Origin of the sequence: Marichromatium bheemlicum (assembly GCF_012276755.1) — a bacterium.
GTDB lineage: Bacteria > Pseudomonadota > Gammaproteobacteria > Chromatiales > Chromatiaceae > Marichromatium > Marichromatium bheemlicum.
The window spans coordinates 162,437-178,818 of the sequence record NZ_JAAXKX010000002.1; the positions used below are offsets into that span (position 1 = coordinate 162,437).

The following is a 16,382-nucleotide window of genomic DNA, read 5'->3' on the forward strand; positions in this document are numbered from 1 at the left end:
CGACGCTCAGCGTGGCGGCGGTGCGATGCGGTCGCCGACGGCCATGGCTCGATAGGCATCGAGCACCAGCGCGAAACTGACCCTATCGAACACACGAAACACCATCAGCACACCGGCACGCTCATAGGGCTTGAGGTAGGTGCCGCGTCCCCGGCTCATATCGGCATGCAGCGGCATCCCGTCTTCCCCGGCCGGATCGGCTCGCCAGCCATCGAAGGAGAAATCGCCGTACCAGAACTCGCTGTCGAGCGGCGAGTCATCGCGCCAGTTCCAGTCGAAGCCGCCGCGGCGTACCTGATCGCGAGCGATCTCGCCACCGATGAAGACCTCGAAGAGGTGGCCGGTCTCGATGCCGTCACGCTCCCCTTTGTTGAGGATCACCACATCGAATTGACCGATCTGCGAGACCCCCTTGAGAACCGAGAGGATGCGACCGCGCGTCCCGGCAGGGGCCGGCTCGGGATAGAAGTTCTCGAGCGGGCGCTCCTGTTCGGCCGGAATCACCCGGTCACCGATGCCGATCTCGCGAGCCGCACGGGCGATGCGCAGCTTGGCCGGGTCACCTGGGCGCTCGAGCGCGGCGGTGGCGACGAACTCGACCTCGTACCCGAGCAGTTCATTGGTGTCAGGATCACGCAACGCCTTCCCCGGACGCACCACCTGGTAGCGGGTCGAGTCCGTGGTGTCGATCCGGCGCACGTAGATCGCATCGAAGGTACCGACGACGATGTGCTCGTCGGGAAAACCGACCACATAGGGGGCGTGCTCGACCTGGTTGGAATCGGCCACCAGCGGCTGGGTGAGGAAGGGGGCGATCGAGGCCACCGGGATCATCGGCACCGCATCCTCGAGCGAGATCGACCGCGCCTGCGGCGAGAGCTTGACCACCCGCATCCCGTCTTGGTGGCCAACGGTACGCGCGCCACCGCCTCGGGTCAGCTGCAGCTGCGGCCTGCCATCGATCTCGACCAGCTCGAGCTGGTCGCCGGGGTAGATCAGATCGGGGTCGACGATCTCGGGATTGGCGCGCCACAACGCGTGCCAGCGCCAGGGGTCGCGCAGAAAACGTCCGGCGATCTCCCACAGGGTGTCGCCAGCACGGACCACATAGCGCTCTGGGGCATCGGGGGCAAGTTCCACCTGCGCAGACACCGGTGCCGAGAGCAGACCAGCCAGCAGCAATGGTGCCAGCGTACGAAGCAAGCAGGGAACGCGCATGGATCCTCCGTGACGGTCGAAACGGGATTCACCTGCCCCCAATACGGGGTATAGTATTGATTCCGATAGTAGCGCAGGTAGCGCGCCCCCTTCCACTCGCGGACCAAACTCGTAAACCATGGCCATGCTCGAAATCCTCACCTTCCCCGATCCCCGGCTGCGCAAGGCGGCACGACCGGTCGACCAGGTCGACGCCAGCATCCGGCGGCTGATCGACGACATGCTCGAGACCATGTACGCGGCCCCCGGAATCGGCCTCGCCGCCACCCAGGTCAACGTCCACAAGCAGGTCGTGGTGATCGACATCTCCGAGAACCACGATCAGCCGCTGTGCCTGATTAACCCGGAGATCCTTGAGCGCGAAGGCGAAGAACAGATGGAAGAAGGCTGCCTGTCGGTCCCCGGCTTCTACGAGCAGGTCACCCGCGCCGAGCGGGTCCGGGTCAAGGCCCTCGATCGTGACGGCAACCCCTTCACCCTCGACGCCGAAGGCCTGCTGGCCGTCTGCATCCAGCACGAGCTTGACCACCTCGGTGGCAAACTGTTCGTCGACCACATCTCGTCGCTCAAGCGTCAGCGCATCCGCCGCAAGCTCGAGAAGGTCAACAAACGCCACCACGATGCCGCCGACACGGCGCATCAAACCGCGCTCTGATGCCACCCTCGTCAGCAGTCCGCCCGTCCCCAACCCAGACCCAGACCGATTCATCCATGCGTGCACTGCGAATCATCTTCGCCGGGACGCCCGACTTCGCCTGTCCGAGCCTCGCGGCGCTGATCGCCGCGGGCCACCAGGTGGTCGGCGTCTACACCCAGCCCGATCGCCCCGCTGGGCGCGGGCGCAAGCTCCAGGCCAGCCCGGTCAAGCAGCTCGCGCTCGACCACGGGCTCGCCGTCTACCAGCCCCAGAGCCTCAAGCGCGATGCCGAGGCACGCGCCGAGCTGGCCGCGCTCGAGGCCGACCTGATGGTGGTGGTTGCCTATGGTCTACTGCTGCCCCAGGCGGTGCTCGACGCCCCCCGACTGGGTTGTGTCAATGTCCACGCCTCGCTACTGCCACGCTGGCGCGGCGCGGCGCCGATCCAGCGCGCGGTACTCGCCGGTGACACCACCAGTGGGGTCTGCATCATGCAGATGGAGGCCGGGCTCGACACCGGCCCGGTCTATCATCGACTCGAGACCGCCGTGGCCGCCGACGAGACCGGTGGCAGCCTCCACGACCGGCTCGCCGAACTCGGCGCCCAGGCCCTACTCGAGGCCCTGCCCGGGATCGCCGACGGCAGCCGCACCCCCGCCCCCCAGGACGATGCCGCCGCGACCTATGCCCACAAGCTCACCAAGGACGAGGCCCAGATCGACTGGAGCGCCCCGGCCGCGGCGATCGAGCGTCAGGTCCGCGCCTTCGACCCCTGGCCGGTCGCCCACACCCGACTCGATGGCGAACCACTGCGGATCTGGGCCGCTCACGCCCTGAGCACGCCGACCACGGACGGACCCGGTCGTGTCGTCGGCGCCGACAAACACGGCATCCGCGTCGCCACCGGCGATGGTCTGCTCTGCCTCACCCGACTCCAACCATCGGGCAAGCGCCCGATGGAGGCCGCAGCCTTCATCAACGCCCGCGATCTCGAGGGTGTCCTGCTTGGCTGAGCACCACCCTGCCCCCCAGACCGATGCCAGCGGCGCCCGCGCCCGTGCCGCCGCCGCCCGCGCCCTGCACCGGGTGCGCGATCGTGGTCAGTCGCTCACCCGGGTGTTACAACAGCTGCGCCCAACACCCTCGGGGCCCGATCGCGCCCTGATCCAAGAGATGGTCTACGGCGCACTGCGCACCCTGCCCCGACTCGAGGCCATCGCCGCGCGACTGTTACACCGACCACTGCCGAGGCGCGAGGGCGAACTACAGGCGTTGATCCTGATCGGGCTCTATCAGCTCACCGCGATGAAGACCCCGCCGCACGCCGCGGTCGCGGCCACGGTCGAGGCCAGCCGCCAACTCTCGCGACCGGGGAAGGCCGGGCTGGTCAACGCCCTGTTGCGCCGCTTCCTGCGCGAGCGCGAGGCCCTGCTCGCGGCGGTCGATACCGAACCACAGGTACGCTGGCCGGTGCCAGAGTGGCTGCGCGAACAACTGCGCCATGACTGGCCCGAGGACTGGGAGCAGATCATCGCCGCCAGCGATACCCGCGCACCGCTGAGCCTGCGGGTCAACCCGCTGCGCGGCACGCGTGCGGACTATCTCGCCGAGCTGGCCGCTGCGGGCATCGAGGCCTCCCCACTCGACGCCTGTCCACGGGGGCTGACCCTTGCCCGCGCCCGCCCCACCGAGCAGCTGCCCGGCTTTGCCGAGGGGCGGGTGTCGGTGCAGGACGCCGGCGCTCAACTCGCCGCCGAGTTGCTCGAGGCCGCGCCCGGGATGCGGGTGCTCGACGCCTGCGCCGCGCCCGGCGGCAAGAGCGCGGCGATCCTCGAGCGCGCCGGCGGAGAACTGGCGCTGACCGCACTCGACGTCGACGGCGAGCGACTGCAATCGGTCGCCGCGCTGCTCGACCGGCTCGGGCTGCACGCGACCCTGGTCGAGGCCGACGCCGCCCACCCCGAGGGCGACTGGGCCGCGCCCGGTTTCGAGCGTATCCTCCTCGACGTGCCCTGCTCGGCCACCGGGGTGATCCGCCGCCACCCTGACATCAAGTGGTTGCGCCGCGCCGAGGACATCGCCGCGCTCTGTGCGCAACAGCGCGCCATCCTCGAGGCGATCTGGCCACTGCTCGCCCCCGGCGGTCGGCTGCTCTATGCCACCTGCTCACTGCTCGCCGACGAGAACCATCGTCAGGTCGCCGCCTTCCTCGAACGTCACCCCGAGGCCCGCGAGTGCCCCTTGCCCGGCGACCCCGGCCGCACCCGCCCCCATGGTCGCCAGCTCCTGCCCAGTCCCGGTGGCAGCGACGGCTTCTACTACGCCTTGCTCGAGAAACCGGCCTCATGAGGTTCAGGCGTGCGCGCACCCGGTGGACGACGCTCATCCTCGGCGCCCTGCTCGCCTGGGTCTCGGCGGCGGCTGCGGGCGAGGAATTCCAGGTACAGCGACTCGACACCCGACTCGACGACGAGGGCGGCTACCGACTCAGCGCCGAGATCGACTATGCCTTCAGCGCCGAGGCGCTCGAGGCACTCGACAACGGCGTGCCGCTGACGGTCTTGGTCCACATCCAGGTCCGTCGCAGCGGCGCCTGGCTGTGGGAGGACAGTCTCGCCGACCTGCAACTGCGCCGCGCCATCCGCTACAAGCCGCTCTCCGAACGCTACCAGGTCTACACCTTGCCCGACACCGAGGGGCGCAGCTTCGTCTCGCGCGAGGCGGCGCTACGCGCGCTCGGCGAACTCCTCGACATCCATCTGCTCAGTGCCGACCGGCTCGCCGCCGATAGCGATTACGAGGTGCGACTGCGCACTGCCCTGGAGATCGAGGCGCTGCCCCTGCCGCTGCGCCCGATGGCCTACCTCAAACCCGCCTGGAAGCTCTCGAGCGGGTGGACCCAATGGCCCCTGCGTCCGTGAGCCGGTTACGCGGGCTCGGGCTCGGCACCCTGCCGGTGGCGATCCTGATCGCGGCGCTGTTCGTGGTATTGGTGCTGATGCGCGACTCGGTGACCAACTCCGAGGCGCTCAGTCGCGCCTTCGTGCCATTGCTCTTCGCCGTGCTCGCCGGGCTGGGGATGCTGGCACTCTTGGTCGGGTTCAACGTCGTCCGTCTGGTTCGACGCTACCGCCAGCAGGCGGCCGGATCACGACTCACGGCACGGATCGTGGCACTGTTTGCGGTGCTCTCGCTGTTGCCGGTGGGCACCGTCTACTACTTCTCCCTGGGCTTCCTGCTGCGCGGCATCGACAGCTGGTTCGATGTCGAGATCGGTCAGGCGATGGAGGACGCCCTGGTGCTCAACCAGGCCTCGCTCGATCTCAACCAGCGGGTGCTGGCCAAGTATACCGAGCAACTGCTGGTGAGCATCGAGGACCGCTCGTCGACGGCGATCGCACTGAGCCTCGACAGCCTGCGCCGCCAGGCCGGGGCGATCGAGCTGACCGTCTATGGCGGCGGCGGTCAGGTGCTGGCCAACGCCAGCGAGGATCCGACCAAGCTGGTCCCCAACCACGCCGAGCGCGAGATCCAGCAGAGCGTGCGCGCAGGCAACAACTATGTCGGCCTCGACTCGGTGCCGGGCGCCGATCTGGTGGTGCGGGTGTTGGTCAACGACCCACTCGGACGACCGATGCAGATGCAGGCGATCTTCCCCACCTCGGCACGTATCGGCGAGCTCTCGGGGCAACTCGAAGCGGCCTACAACCGCTACACCGAGCTGGCCTATCTGCGCAACTCGCTCAAGCTGAGTTTCTCGCTAACGCTCTCGTTGGTGCTGTTGTTCAGCCTGATGGCGGCGCTGATCGTCGCCTTCCACACCGCGCGCCGTCTGGTCGCCCCGGTGGCCGACATCGCCCGCGCCAGCCGCGCCATCGCCGAGGGCAACTACGAACAGCAGATCCCGCTACCGCGTCACGACGACGAGCTGGCCTTCCTAGTCGCCTCCTTCAACGCCATGTCACGGCGCATCGCCCGCGCCCGTGACGAGGCCGAACGCAGCCAGCAGGCGGTCGAGACCCAGCGCAACTATCTCGAGACGGTACTCGGTCGGCTCTCCTCCGGGGTGGTGGCACTCGACGCCGAGCACCGGCTGCGCACCGCCAACCCGGCCGCGCGCGCGATCCTCGACCTCGCCATCGCCGAGACCACGACACCAGTCGATCTCGACCAGATCGCCGCGCACCATCCCTGGCTCAGCCCCTGGACCGACACCGTACACCACCAAGTGGTGAGCGGACGCGCCTGGCGCGCCGAGGTCCGACTGCAGCGCCAGGAGGGCAGCCAGACGCTGATGTGTCGCGGCAGTCCGCTGCCCGGCGGCGACGACGAGGCACCGGGGCACGTGGTGGTGTTCGACGACATCACCTCGCTGATCACCGCCCAGCGCGAGGCGGCCTGGGGCGAGGTGGCGCGACGCCTAGCGCACGAGATCAAGAATCCACTGACCCCGATCCAGCTCTCGGCCGAGCGGCTGCGCCACAAGCTGCTGCGCAAGGCCGAGGAGGCCGACGCCCGGGTCATCGACCGCGCCACCCACACCATCATCCAGCAGGTCGAGGCGATGAAGGCGATGGTCAACGACTTCTCCGACTATGCCCGCTCACCGCAACTGCGCCCCGAACCGCTGGTGTTCGACCGCCTGGTACGAGAGGTGCTCGACCTCTACCGCAGCGCCGGTGCCGGGGCACTGGAGGTCAGGCTGGCGGCTGGCCCCCATCAGATCAACGGCGACGCACTGCGCTTGCGCCAGGTGCTGCACAACCTGATCAAGAACGCCCAGGAGGCGCTCGAGGGGCGTGCCGACGGCTGTATCCACGTCACCACCGGGGTACGTGAAGAGGCCGAACAGCAGCGCTGCTGGCTCGAGGTCAGTGACAATGGTCCGGGGTTCGAGCCCCACCTGATGGAACGACTGTTCGAACCCTATGTCACCACCAAGGCCAAGGGCACCGGACTGGGGCTGGCGATCGTCAAGAGGATAATCGAGGAACACGGCGGTATCATCGTCGTCGAAAACACAGCTTCCGGCGCCCGGATCGAGATCCGCCTACCCGTCTGGCAGCCCCCGCTCCAGGACGCCCAAGCGCGAGGAACACAGACAGAGACATGAGTGCAACCCATATCTTGGTCGTGGACGACGAGCCCGACATCCGCGGCCTGGTCCAGGACATTCTCGAGGACGAGGGCTATACCGTGGCCGGCGCCGAGAATGGCGAGGCGGCCCGACACGCACTACGCGACCGTCGCCCCGACCTGATCCTACTCGACATCTGGATGCCCGACCTCGACGGCATCACCCTGCTCAAGGAGTGGGCCGAAGAGGACTCCCTGCCCTGCCCGGTGATCATGATGTCCGGGCACGGCACCGTCGAGACCGCCGTCGAGGCCACCCGGCTCGGCGCCTACGACTTCCTCGAGAAGCCGCTGTCGATGGCCAAGCTGCTGCTCACCGTCGAGCGCGCGCTCGAGGCCGACAAGCTCCATCAGGAGAACATCGGGCTCAAGCGCCGTACCCCGCTGGTGCACGAGCCGGTCGGGCGCAGCGCGGCGATGCTGCGGCTGCGCGAACAGGTCAAGCGCATCGCCCAGCACGACACCTGGGTGCTGATCACCGGTGACGCCGGCAGCGGACGCGAGACCTTCGCCCGCTATCTGCACTCGCAGAGCGCGCGGCGCGAGCGCCCCTTCGTCGATCTCAGCGTCTCCACCCTGGCCGGCGGCAACGCCGCACGCGAGCTGTTCGGCACCGAGGAGGGCGAGCACATCCATTACGGAAGCCTGGAGAAGGCCGCCGGCGGCACCCTGTTGCTCGACGAGGTCGCCGACATGGAGCTCGACGCCCAGGCCAAGCTCCTCGGTGCGCTCGACAGCGGCTCCTTCCTGCGCATCGGCGGCAGCGAGCCGGTACGCATCGACGTACGCATCGTCGCCGTCAGCCAGCGCAACCTCGAAGAGGAGGTCCAGGCCGGGCGCTTCCGCGAAGACCTCTTCTATCATCTCAACGTGGTGCCACTGCACATCCCGCCGCTACGTGAGCACGCCGAGGACGTCCCCGACCTGCTCAACTTCTATCTCGACTACTTCGCCACCCACGAGAAACTGCCCTACCGGCGCTTCAGCGTCGGCGCACAGAACTTCCTGCGCAACTACACCTGGCCGGGCAACGTGCGCGAACTCAAGAACCTGGTGCAACGGGTGCTGATCCTCGGCGCGGGTGACGAGATCAGCCAGAAGGAGGTCGAGAGCGCGCTCGGTGCGCCGCCACCGGTCCAGGCCCAGGCGCTCGAGGGGCTGCTCTCCTTCGATCAGCCCCTGCGCCAGGCGCGCGAGCAATTCGAGAAGGCCTATCTCGACTACCAGCTCGAGAAGCACGGCGGCAACGTCAGCAAGATGGCCAAGGAGGCGGGGATGGAGCGCACCCATCTCTATCGCAAGCTGCGCTCGCTCGGCATCGAGATCAAGGAACGGCGATGAGGATCGAGCGGCCAGCGGCCAGCGACCAGCCACCAGTTGCCAGCCACCAGCGCTCGGCCACCAGCCGCGGCTCGGCGGCGCGCACGCCACGTCGCCAGGGACCGACAGACCGCTGGAAGCTGGAGACTGGCAGCCGGCAACTGGAAACCGGCGACTGGAAGCTGGTGACTGGAGGCTGGCGACTGGCGACTGAGCACTGGTGGCTGGAAGCTGGCAGCTGGCCACTGGCGACCGCCCGAGGACCGATCCCGGCATGAAGATCATCATCCTCGGCGCCGGCCAGGTCGGCACCTCGGTGGCGGCAAACCTGGTCAGCGAGGCCAACGACATCACCGTCGTCGATCACAACCCGGCGCTGCTACGCGAGCTGCAGGATCGCTTCGACCTGCGCACCGTCTACGGCCACGGCGCCCACCCCGACGTGCTGGCGCGCGCTGGCGCCGAGGACGCCGACATGATCATCGCAGTGACCAACAGCGACGAGACCAACATGGTCGCCTGCCAGGTCGCCTACACCCTGTTCCACACCCCGACCAAGATCGCTCGGGTACGCGCCCAGAGCTTCCTCGACCAACCGCGTCTGTTCGGCACCGACGCGCTGCCGATCGATGTCGCCATCAGCCCCGAGGCGCTGGTCACCGACTACATCATCCGCCTGATCGAGAACCCCGGCACCCTGCAGGTGCTCGACTTCGCCGGGGGACGCATCCGGCTGGTGGCGGTCAAGGCCTACTACGGCGGCCCGCTGGTCGGTCAGGAGCTGCGTACCCTGCACCAGCGCATGCCCAACATCGAGGCGCGGGTGGCGGCGATCTATCGCCAGGACCGCGCCATCCAGCCCGAGGGCGATACCGTCATCGAGGTCGACGACGAGGTCTTCTTCGTCGCCGCGCCCGAGCACATCCGCGCGGTGATGGGCGAGCTGCGCCGGCTCGACAAGACCTACCGGCGGATGATCATCGCCGGGGGCGGCAACATCGGCACCCGCCTGGCCGGCGCGCTCGAGCGCAGCTTCCGGGTCAAGATCATCGAGCGCGATCTGAAACGCTGCAAACAAGTCGCCGAGGACCTGGAGAAGACCATCGTGCTCCACGGCGACGCCGCCGATCAGGACCTGCTGCTCGAGGAGAACATCGAGAGCACCGACGTATTCTGCGCCCTGACCGACGACGACGAGGCCAATATCCTCTCGGCGATGCTCGCCAAGCGGCTCGGCGCGCGCAAGGTGATGGCGTTGATCAATCGCCCCTCCTACGTCGAGTTGGTACAGTCCGGGGCGATCGATGTCGCCATCTCGCCACAGCAAGCGACCATCGGCAGCCTGCTCAAGCACGTGCGCCGTGGCGACGTGGTGATGGTGCACTCGCTGCGCCGCGGCGCAGCCGAGGCGATCGAGGCCATCGCCCACGGTGACGAGACCTCGAGCAAGGTGATCGGGCGCAGCATCGCCGAGATCCGTCTGCCCAAGGGGGCAAGCATCGGTGCCCTGGTGCGCGGCGACCAGGTCCTCATCGCCCACCACGACACCCGGATCCAGTCCGAGGACCACGTCATCCTCTTCCTCCAGGACAAGCGCCGCATCCCCGAGGTCGAGCGTCTGTTCCAGGTCGGCGTCACCTTCCTCTAAGGCTATGATGAAGTTCGCTGCGGTACAGAAGGTCCTCGGCCTGCTGCTGGCGGTGTTCAGCTTCGCCATGCTGCCACCAGTGGCGGTGGAGCTGATCTATGCCGACGGCGAGACCTGGCCCTTCCTGGTCGCCTTCGCCATCCTGTTCAGCGCCGGGCTGCTGATCTTCCTGCCGGTGATGCGCCACCACGCGGTGCTGCGACTACGCGACGGCTTCCTGGTGGTGGTGCTGTTCTGGACCACCCTGGGACTGGCCGGCGCCCTGCCCTTTCTGCTCTCGACCGACCCGGTGCTGTCGCCGACCGATGCGGTGTTCGAATCGATCTCGGGGCTGACCACCACCGGCGCGACCGTGATCGTCGGCCTCGACGACCTGCCCAAGTCGATCCTCTTCTACCGCCAACAGCTGCAGTGGCTCGGCGGTATGGGAATCATCGTGCTGGCCGTCGCGGTGCTGCCGATGCTCGGGATCGGTGGCATGCAGCTCTATCGCGCCGAGATGCCGGGGCCGATGAAGGACTCCAAGCTCACCCCGCGCATCACCGAGACGGCCAAGGCGCTGTGGTATATCTATCTGTGGATGACGGTGGCCTGCGCACTGGCTTACTGGGGCGCGGGCATGACCCTGTTCGACGCTATCGGTCACGCCTTCTCGACCGTGGCCATCGGCGGTTTCTCGACCCACGACCTCAGCATGGGCCACTTCGACAGCACCCTGATCGAGATGATCGCGGTGGTGTTCATGCTGCTGGCGGGGATGAACTTCGCGCTGCACTTCATGGCGGTGCGCCGTCACAGCCTTGGGGTCTATCTCCATGACAGTGAGTGGCGCTTCTACCTGCTGATCATCGCGACGGTGACCACCATCGCCACCATCGGGCTCTATCACTCGGACACCTTCATCACCTGGGACGATGCCTTCACCAAGGGCCTGTTCCAGGCCGTCTCGATCGGCACCACCACCGGCTTCGCCACCGCCGAGTTCTACTTCTGGCCGCCCTTCCTGCAGATCCTGCTGCTGTTCACCAGCTTCGTCGGCGGCTGTGCCGGCTCCACCGGCGGCGGCATCAAGGTGATCCGCTTCCTGCTGCTGATCAAGCAGGGCATCCGCGAGATCGGGCGCCTGGTCCACCCCAACGCGCAGCTACCGGTACGCATCGGTGGCAAGACCATCGACCACCGCGTGATCGATGCCATCTGGGGGTTCTTCTCGCTCTATGTCGCCTGTTTCGTGCTGATGTATCTGATGTTGGCGGCCACCGGGCTCGATCTGCTGACCTCCTTCTCGGCGGTCGCCGCCTGTATCAACAACCTCGGCCCCGGACTGGCGCAGGTCGGCCCGCACTTCGCCGACATCTACGACCCGGCAAAATGGATCCTGTGCTTTGCCATGCTGCTCGGCCGGCTCGAGATCTTCACCCTGTTGGTGCTGCTCACCCCGTCGTTCTGGCAACGCTGAGGCTACCCGTCCGGACGCAGCTCGAGGGCGCCGAGGGTGAAGCAGAAGCGCGCGCCCAGCCCGGGGCCGGGTGACTCGGCCCAGATCCGGCCACCGTGGACCTCGACGATGCGCTGCACCAGGGTCAAACCGATACCGGTCCCGTCCCCCTCGCGGTCGAGGCGCTCGAACAACCCGAAGATCTTGTGCAGATGGCGCGGGTCGATGCCCTTGCCGTTGTCGGCGACCACCACCACAAGCGCCTCGTCCTCACGCTCGACACCGATCTCGATGCGCGGCGCTGGCTGCTCACCCATGAACTTGACGGCATTGTCGAGCAGATTGAGGAACACCTCGGTCAGGCGCGGTCGATCCCCCTGGACCCACACCGGGGCCTCGTGCACCACCACCTCGACCCCGCGCTCGACGATGCGTCCGGCGACCAGCGCGAGCACCTCCTCGATCACCTCGTGCAGCCTGAACTCGGTCGGTTCGTTGATCAGCCGACCGATCCGCGAGAGTTCGAGCAGCTCGTCGAGCAATCGGGTCATCCGCTCCGAGGCATTGCGTATGAAGTCCAGGTCCTTGGCCACACGCGCCGCATCGCCGCCGGCGAGGTCGCGCTCGAGAAAGCCGAGGAAGGTACGGATGGTCACCAGCGGGCTCTTGAGGTCATGGGAGACGGTATAGGTGAAGCGGGTCAGCTCGTCGGTGCGTTGGCGCAACTCGGCCTCGCGTTCGGTCCGTTCGGTGACGTCCACCGCCACCCCGATTACCGCCGCCGCAGCGCTACCGGGATCACGGACCGGGTTGAAATAGGTCTCGAAGACCTGGCGACCGAGGTTGGCGGTGAACTGTACCGCCTCGCCGCCAAGCGCCCGAGCGATCCCTGCCACGACCCCGGACTCGGCACCGAAGAACCCGGCCACCGAGGTCCCGACCAGGGCCCCGGGGACCAACCCCAGGGTCTTGAGGCTGCTGCCCTCGCAGAGCTGGAAGACGCCGTCGGCATCGAACTCGAAGATCATCACCGGGGTATTGCTCACCACCGAGCGGAAGCGTGCCTCGCTAAGGCGCAGCGCCCGCTCGGCCTCCTTGAGTTCGCTGACATCGCGGATGATTTCGAGCGCGCCGAAGACCTGTCCCGCGGCATCGCGCAACGGTGCCGCCTTGCCCCAGACATGGGCACCACGCCCCCCATAGACACCGGGCAGATGGACCTGGGTGAGCAACACATCGCCGTCTCGCTGGACCTGGTCGTAGTGACACTCGATCTGCTCGGCGACCGCGGCCGGGGCGAACACCAGGTCGATCAGCATCGGGCGCGACTCGCCATAGAAGGCCTTCGCATAGGCGCGTGCGCCACGCCCCAGCACCGCCTCCCTGGCGATCCCGGACATCTGTTCGATGGCCCGGTTCCAGATGGTGACCATGCCCTCGGCGTCGATCGCGAAAAGGGCATCGGGCAGGGCATCGATGAGGGTGTCGAGATACTCGCGCGAGGCCTCGAGCGCACGCTCAGCAGCGACCCGCTCGGTGATGTCACGACCGATACAACAGTTGAACTCGGCACCGTCGACGACGAAATAGTTGGAAACGACCTCCACCGGAAAACGCGTGCCGTCGCTGCGCTGGTGGACGGTCTCGACACGGATCGACGACTCCTCGCGGAGTCGCGCGAACACCTCGGGGAGCTGCTGCGGCGGGAACACCGGATCGATATCGGGGACGGCCATGCCCAACAGGCGCTCGCGCGCCAGGCCGAGCGTCGCGCACATGCTGTCGTTGACGTAGACGAAGCGCGCCTCGGCATCGAGCAGAAAGACCTCGTCCCCCGAGTGCTCCAGGGCGAAGTGCGCCAAGCGCTGCTCTCGCGTCGTCTGCTGCTGTGCGCTGAGATCGCGCAACATCGCCGCCACCAACTCGGGGGCGCCTGTCGCGCTGGGCAACGCGAAGATGGTCGCATCGGCCAGAAACTGGGTGCCGTCGAGGCGCTGCTGACGCAACTCGCCGCGCCAACCACCGGCGAGCGCCTGGGGCAACAGCGCCTCGAGCACCCCGAGGTCATGGCGTGGCCAGAACGGCGCGCCGGCGCGGCCGATCATGTCGCGCGCATCCGCATCACAGCCAAACAGCAGGTGCGCGGCACGGTTAGCATAGATCACCTCCAGCCGCTCGAGCCGGGCGACGATGATCGCGTCCGAGGCGGCATCGACGACCGACTCGAGCAGTTGTGCCCGACCCGCCGCGCCAGCCGCCGCGACTGCGCCCGACTCGAACATCAGGGTGCAACAGCGCATCCGCCCCGCCTGATCGAGGACCGGCACCAGATCCACCCGACACTGCCGCCAACGGGGCGAACCGACCCGCAACCGCAACATCCCACGCCAGGGCCGCGAGTCACTCAGCACCGCCCACGAGGGCGGCACATCGAGCACCGTGGTGAGCGGCTGACCGAGCACCGCCGCGACCTCAAGCCCCAGCTCCGCCACCCAGTCGGCATCGACCTGACAGATCGTCCCATCGGCGGCAATCACCAGTGCGCCGGCGCTGACCGGCGCCGCCCGATTGGATTCTTCGCCCATCGCATCCACCTCGCTGAAACGGCCCGCCGGCAGGGGCACGGCCTGCGCATACCGAAAACCCGTGATCGCGTCGGCACCGGCCGCGCTTTTCCCGAGGGGATCGATTGATTACGCCACGGCTTGCTGCCATTCCTCTATCAGGGCCGTGGTTGGAGACGCCCAACGCGTCGACCGCCCCCGCCCATCCCCATCGCCGCCGGGGAATCCGGCCAGGGTCACCGACCAGCGCCGTAGGCAATAGACAGTTGACGACAGCGAGGAGCGAACATGCAGTTCATGCGGTCACTCACCATCAAGCATCGTCTATGGATCCTCTCGGCGCTGGTACTGGTCGGGATCGCCTCCGGGGTGACGCTCGCCCTCTACGAGATGCGGTCGATCCTGCTCCAGGAGAAGTTCACTCAGGTCCAGAAACTGGTCGAGACCGCGCAAAGCGTCGTCGAGCACTATCAGCAGCGCACCGAGAGCGGAACGCTCACCCGCGCCGCCGCCGAGCGTGCGGCGCTCGAGGCCCTGCGCACGATGCGCTACGACGGTGACAACTATTTCTGGGTACGCGATCGTCGCGGTCTCATGCTGATGCACCCGATCAAGCCCGAGCTGGTCGGTAACGACGGACGCCAACAGACCGACGCCAACGGCAAGCGCTTCGTCGCCGAACTGCTCGAACAGGTCGAGCGTGACGGCCGCGGCTCGGTCCACTATCTCTGGCCCAAACCCGGCTCGGACCACCCGGAGCCCAAGCTCGCCTTCTCACAGCTCGAACCCAACTGGGGCTGGATGATCTCGAGCGGGATCTATATCGACGACGTCGACACCGCCTTCTGGCGTCACGCGACACTGATGGGCGGGCTCGGCGCCGCCATGCTGGCATTGGTGATGCTCATGGTCGCGCTCACAGCCGGCTCGATCATCAAACCAATCGATGCCGCCGCCCGCGCCATGCACCGTATCGCCAAGGGCGATGGCGACCTCACCCAGCGCCTCGACACCAACGGCCGCGACGAGATCACCGACATGGCGGTGGGCTTCAACGAATTCGCCGACAAGACCGAGCGCACCATCGGCGCGATGGCCCATGCCACCGCACAACTCGCCACCGCCGCCGAGGAGCTCTCGACCATCACCCAGTCCAACAACGACGGTATCGAACGGCAACGCGGCGAGGTCCAGCAGGTGGCCACCGCAGTCACCGAGATGACCGCCACCATCAAGGAGATTGCCAAGAGCGCCGAGGACGCCGCCGCCTCGGCCTTCACCGCCGACGAGAGTGCCCGCCAGGGCAGCGCCACGGTCGACGAGGTGCAATCATCCAACCAGCACCTCGCCCAAGAGATCGCCCAGGTCGCCGATGCGGTGCGCCGTTTCAGCGAGCAGAGTGTCTCGATCGGCACCGTACTCGATGTCATCCGCGCCATCGCCGAACAGACCAACCTGCTGGCCCTCAACGCCGCCATCGAGGCCGCACGCGCCGGCGAACAGGGCCGGGGCTTCGCGGTGGTCGCCGACGAGGTCCACACCCTCGCCAGCCGCACCCAGCAGTCCACCACCGAGATCCAACAGATGATCCAGAACCTGCGTGCGGTCGCCCAGGAGGCGGTCACCGCCATCAACCGGGGCGAGCAACTCACCACCTCGACCCTGCAGCAGGCCAGTCAGGCACACGACGCGCTCGCCGAGATCGTCTCGGCCATCACCACCATCCGCGACATGAACACCCATGTCGCCAGCGCGGCCGAGGAGCAGGCAGTCGCGGCCTCGGAGATCGACCGCAGCGTGATCAAGATCTCCGACCTCTCCGAGGAGGCCGCCGGCAACGCCCAGCACACCGCCAGCGCCAGCCAGGAGCTGGCCCAGCTCGGCGAGGTCCTGCAGCAACTCGCCGATCAGTTCAAGGTCGGCGAGACCGGCTCACTCCGACCACCGGGGTGAGGCGCGGTACAGCGCTGGAGGCGGCCATGCCTGAACAGACACTCTCGGTCCTACTGATCGAGGACGACCCGGCCCATGCCGAGATCACCCGCCGAGGGCTCGAGGCCAAGCACCTGCCGACGCGCCTGACCCACGTCGAGGACGGCCAGGCGGCGCTCGACTACCTGTTCCGTCAAGGCCGCTTCAGCGACCCCGAGAGCAGCCCGCGTCCCGACCTCATCCTCCTCGACCTGCGCCTGCCCAAGGTCGCCGGTCTGGAGGTGCTGCGCCGGATCAAGGCCGACACCCAACTCCGGCGCATCCCGGTGGTGGTCCTGAGCACCTCTGCCGCGCCACCGGATGTGCTCGGCGCCTACTCCAACCAAGCCAGCAGTTATCTGGTCAAGCCCACCGACTACGAGACCTTCGCCCAGCTGTTCGACTCGCTCAAACACTATTGGCTGGCCTGGAACCGTTATCCCGACTGAG

12 protein-coding genes are annotated in these 16,382 nt (G+C 67.5%); 10 read left to right on the forward strand and 2 right to left on the reverse strand.

All coding sequences use genetic code 11. The features are described from left to right. Positions 1 to 6: 6 nt before the first annotated feature. Positions 7 to 1,218: a LysM peptidoglycan-binding domain-containing protein gene (locus HF203_RS02320; protein ID WP_168666201.1), complete on the reverse strand. Its 1,212-nt coding sequence runs from the start codon at positions 1,216 to 1,218 to the stop codon at positions 7 to 9. Between the two features lie 118 nt (positions 1,219 to 1,336). On the opposite strand from HF203_RS02320, the gene def reads away from it, so the two are divergent. From def to HF203_RS02360, 8 genes are all read left to right on the forward strand, one after another. After that, positions 1,337 to 1,873: a peptide deformylase gene (gene def / locus HF203_RS02325; protein WP_168666203.1), complete on the forward strand. Its 537-nt coding sequence runs from the start codon at positions 1,337 to 1,339 to the stop codon at positions 1,871 to 1,873. A gap of 56 nt (positions 1,874 to 1,929) precedes the next feature. Continuing rightward, positions 1,930 to 2,868: a methionyl-tRNA formyltransferase gene (fmt, locus tag HF203_RS02330; RefSeq protein WP_168666205.1), complete on the forward strand. Its 939-nt coding sequence runs from the start codon at positions 1,930 to 1,932 to the stop codon at positions 2,866 to 2,868. Continuing rightward, the gene (rsmB, locus tag HF203_RS02335) at positions 2,861 to 4,204 is read left to right on the forward strand and encodes a 16S rRNA (cytosine(967)-C(5))-methyltransferase RsmB (RefSeq protein ID WP_246221615.1); all 1,344 of its coding nucleotides are present in this window, start codon (positions 2,861 to 2,863) and stop codon (positions 4,202 to 4,204) included. The genes fmt and rsmB overlap by 8 nt, the downstream gene beginning before the upstream one ends. Beyond that, complete coding sequence (locus HF203_RS02340; RefSeq protein WP_168666209.1) at positions 4,201 to 4,776, forward strand: DUF4390 domain-containing protein; 576 nt, start codon at positions 4,201 to 4,203, stop codon at positions 4,774 to 4,776. The genes rsmB and HF203_RS02340 overlap by 4 nt, the downstream gene beginning before the upstream one ends. After that, positions 4,758 to 6,968, forward strand: coding sequence for a sensor histidine kinase (locus tag HF203_RS02345; protein ID WP_168666212.1), 2,211 nt, complete (start codon positions 4,758 to 4,760; stop codon positions 6,966 to 6,968). Before HF203_RS02340 ends, HF203_RS02345 begins: the two co-directional genes overlap by 19 nt. Beyond that, complete coding sequence (locus HF203_RS02350) at positions 6,965 to 8,332, forward strand: sigma-54-dependent transcriptional regulator (RefSeq protein ID WP_168666214.1); 1,368 nt, start codon at positions 6,965 to 6,967, stop codon at positions 8,330 to 8,332. The genes HF203_RS02345 and HF203_RS02350 overlap by 4 nt, the downstream gene beginning before the upstream one ends. Before the next feature lie 253 nt (positions 8,333 to 8,585). After that, on the forward strand, positions 8,586 to 9,959 hold the full coding sequence (gene trkA / locus HF203_RS02355; RefSeq protein WP_168666217.1) for a Trk system potassium transporter TrkA: 1,374 nt from the start codon (positions 8,586 to 8,588) through the stop codon (positions 9,957 to 9,959). 7 nt (positions 9,960 to 9,966) lie between these two features. Further along, positions 9,967 to 11,418: a TrkH family potassium uptake protein gene (locus HF203_RS02360; RefSeq protein WP_168666513.1), complete on the forward strand. Its 1,452-nt coding sequence runs from the start codon at positions 9,967 to 9,969 to the stop codon at positions 11,416 to 11,418. Positions 11,419 to 11,420: 2 nt separating this feature from the next. On the opposite strand, the gene HF203_RS02365 is transcribed toward HF203_RS02360, so the two are convergent. Then, on the reverse strand, positions 11,421 to 13,982 hold the full coding sequence (locus HF203_RS02365) for a PAS domain-containing sensor histidine kinase (protein ID WP_168666218.1): 2,562 nt from the start codon (positions 13,980 to 13,982) through the stop codon (positions 11,421 to 11,423). A gap of 267 nt (positions 13,983 to 14,249) precedes the next feature. On the opposite strand from HF203_RS02365, the gene HF203_RS16240 reads away from it, so the two are divergent. Together HF203_RS16240 and HF203_RS02375 are read left to right on the forward strand one after the other, a co-directional pair. Continuing rightward, the gene (locus HF203_RS16240) at positions 14,250 to 15,914 is read left to right on the forward strand and encodes a methyl-accepting chemotaxis protein (RefSeq protein WP_168666220.1); all 1,665 of its coding nucleotides are present in this window, start codon (positions 14,250 to 14,252) and stop codon (positions 15,912 to 15,914) included. Positions 15,915 to 15,940: 26 nt separating this feature from the next. Continuing rightward, positions 15,941 to 16,381, forward strand: coding sequence for a response regulator (locus HF203_RS02375; protein ID WP_168666223.1), 441 nt, complete (start codon positions 15,941 to 15,943; stop codon positions 16,379 to 16,381). The last annotated feature ends 1 nt before the right edge of the window (position 16,382 follow it).

What these genes read in the sequence shown, in the direction of transcription:
- HF203_RS02320 (WP_168666201.1), bottom strand. Translation starts at nt 1,218, where the DNA reads ATGCGCGTTCCCTGCTTGCTTCGTACGCTGGCACCATTGCTGCTGGCT.
- def (WP_168666203.1), top strand. Translation starts at nt 1,337, where the DNA reads ATGGCCATGCTCGAAATCCTCACCTTCCCCGATCCCCGGCTGCGCAAG.
- fmt (WP_168666205.1), top strand. Translation starts at nt 1,930, where the DNA reads ATGCGTGCACTGCGAATCATCTTCGCCGGGACGCCCGACTTCGCCTGT.
- HF203_RS02340 (WP_168666209.1), top strand. Translation starts at nt 4,201, where the DNA reads ATGAGGTTCAGGCGTGCGCGCACCCGGTGGACGACGCTCATCCTCGGC.
- HF203_RS02345 (WP_168666212.1), top strand. Translation starts at nt 4,758, where the DNA reads ATGGCCCCTGCGTCCGTGAGCCGGTTACGCGGGCTCGGGCTCGGCACC.
- HF203_RS02350 (WP_168666214.1), top strand. Translation starts at nt 6,965, where the DNA reads ATGAGTGCAACCCATATCTTGGTCGTGGACGACGAGCCCGACATCCGC.
- trkA (WP_168666217.1), top strand. Translation starts at nt 8,586, where the DNA reads ATGAAGATCATCATCCTCGGCGCCGGCCAGGTCGGCACCTCGGTGGCG.
- HF203_RS02360 (WP_168666513.1), top strand. Translation starts at nt 9,967, where the DNA reads ATGAAGTTCGCTGCGGTACAGAAGGTCCTCGGCCTGCTGCTGGCGGTG.
- HF203_RS02365 (WP_168666218.1), bottom strand. Translation starts at nt 13,982, where the DNA reads ATGGGCGAAGAATCCAATCGGGCGGCGCCGGTCAGCGCCGGCGCACTG.
- HF203_RS16240 (WP_168666220.1), top strand. Translation starts at nt 14,250, where the DNA reads ATGCAGTTCATGCGGTCACTCACCATCAAGCATCGTCTATGGATCCTC.
- HF203_RS02375 (WP_168666223.1), top strand. Translation starts at nt 15,941, where the DNA reads ATGCCTGAACAGACACTCTCGGTCCTACTGATCGAGGACGACCCGGCC.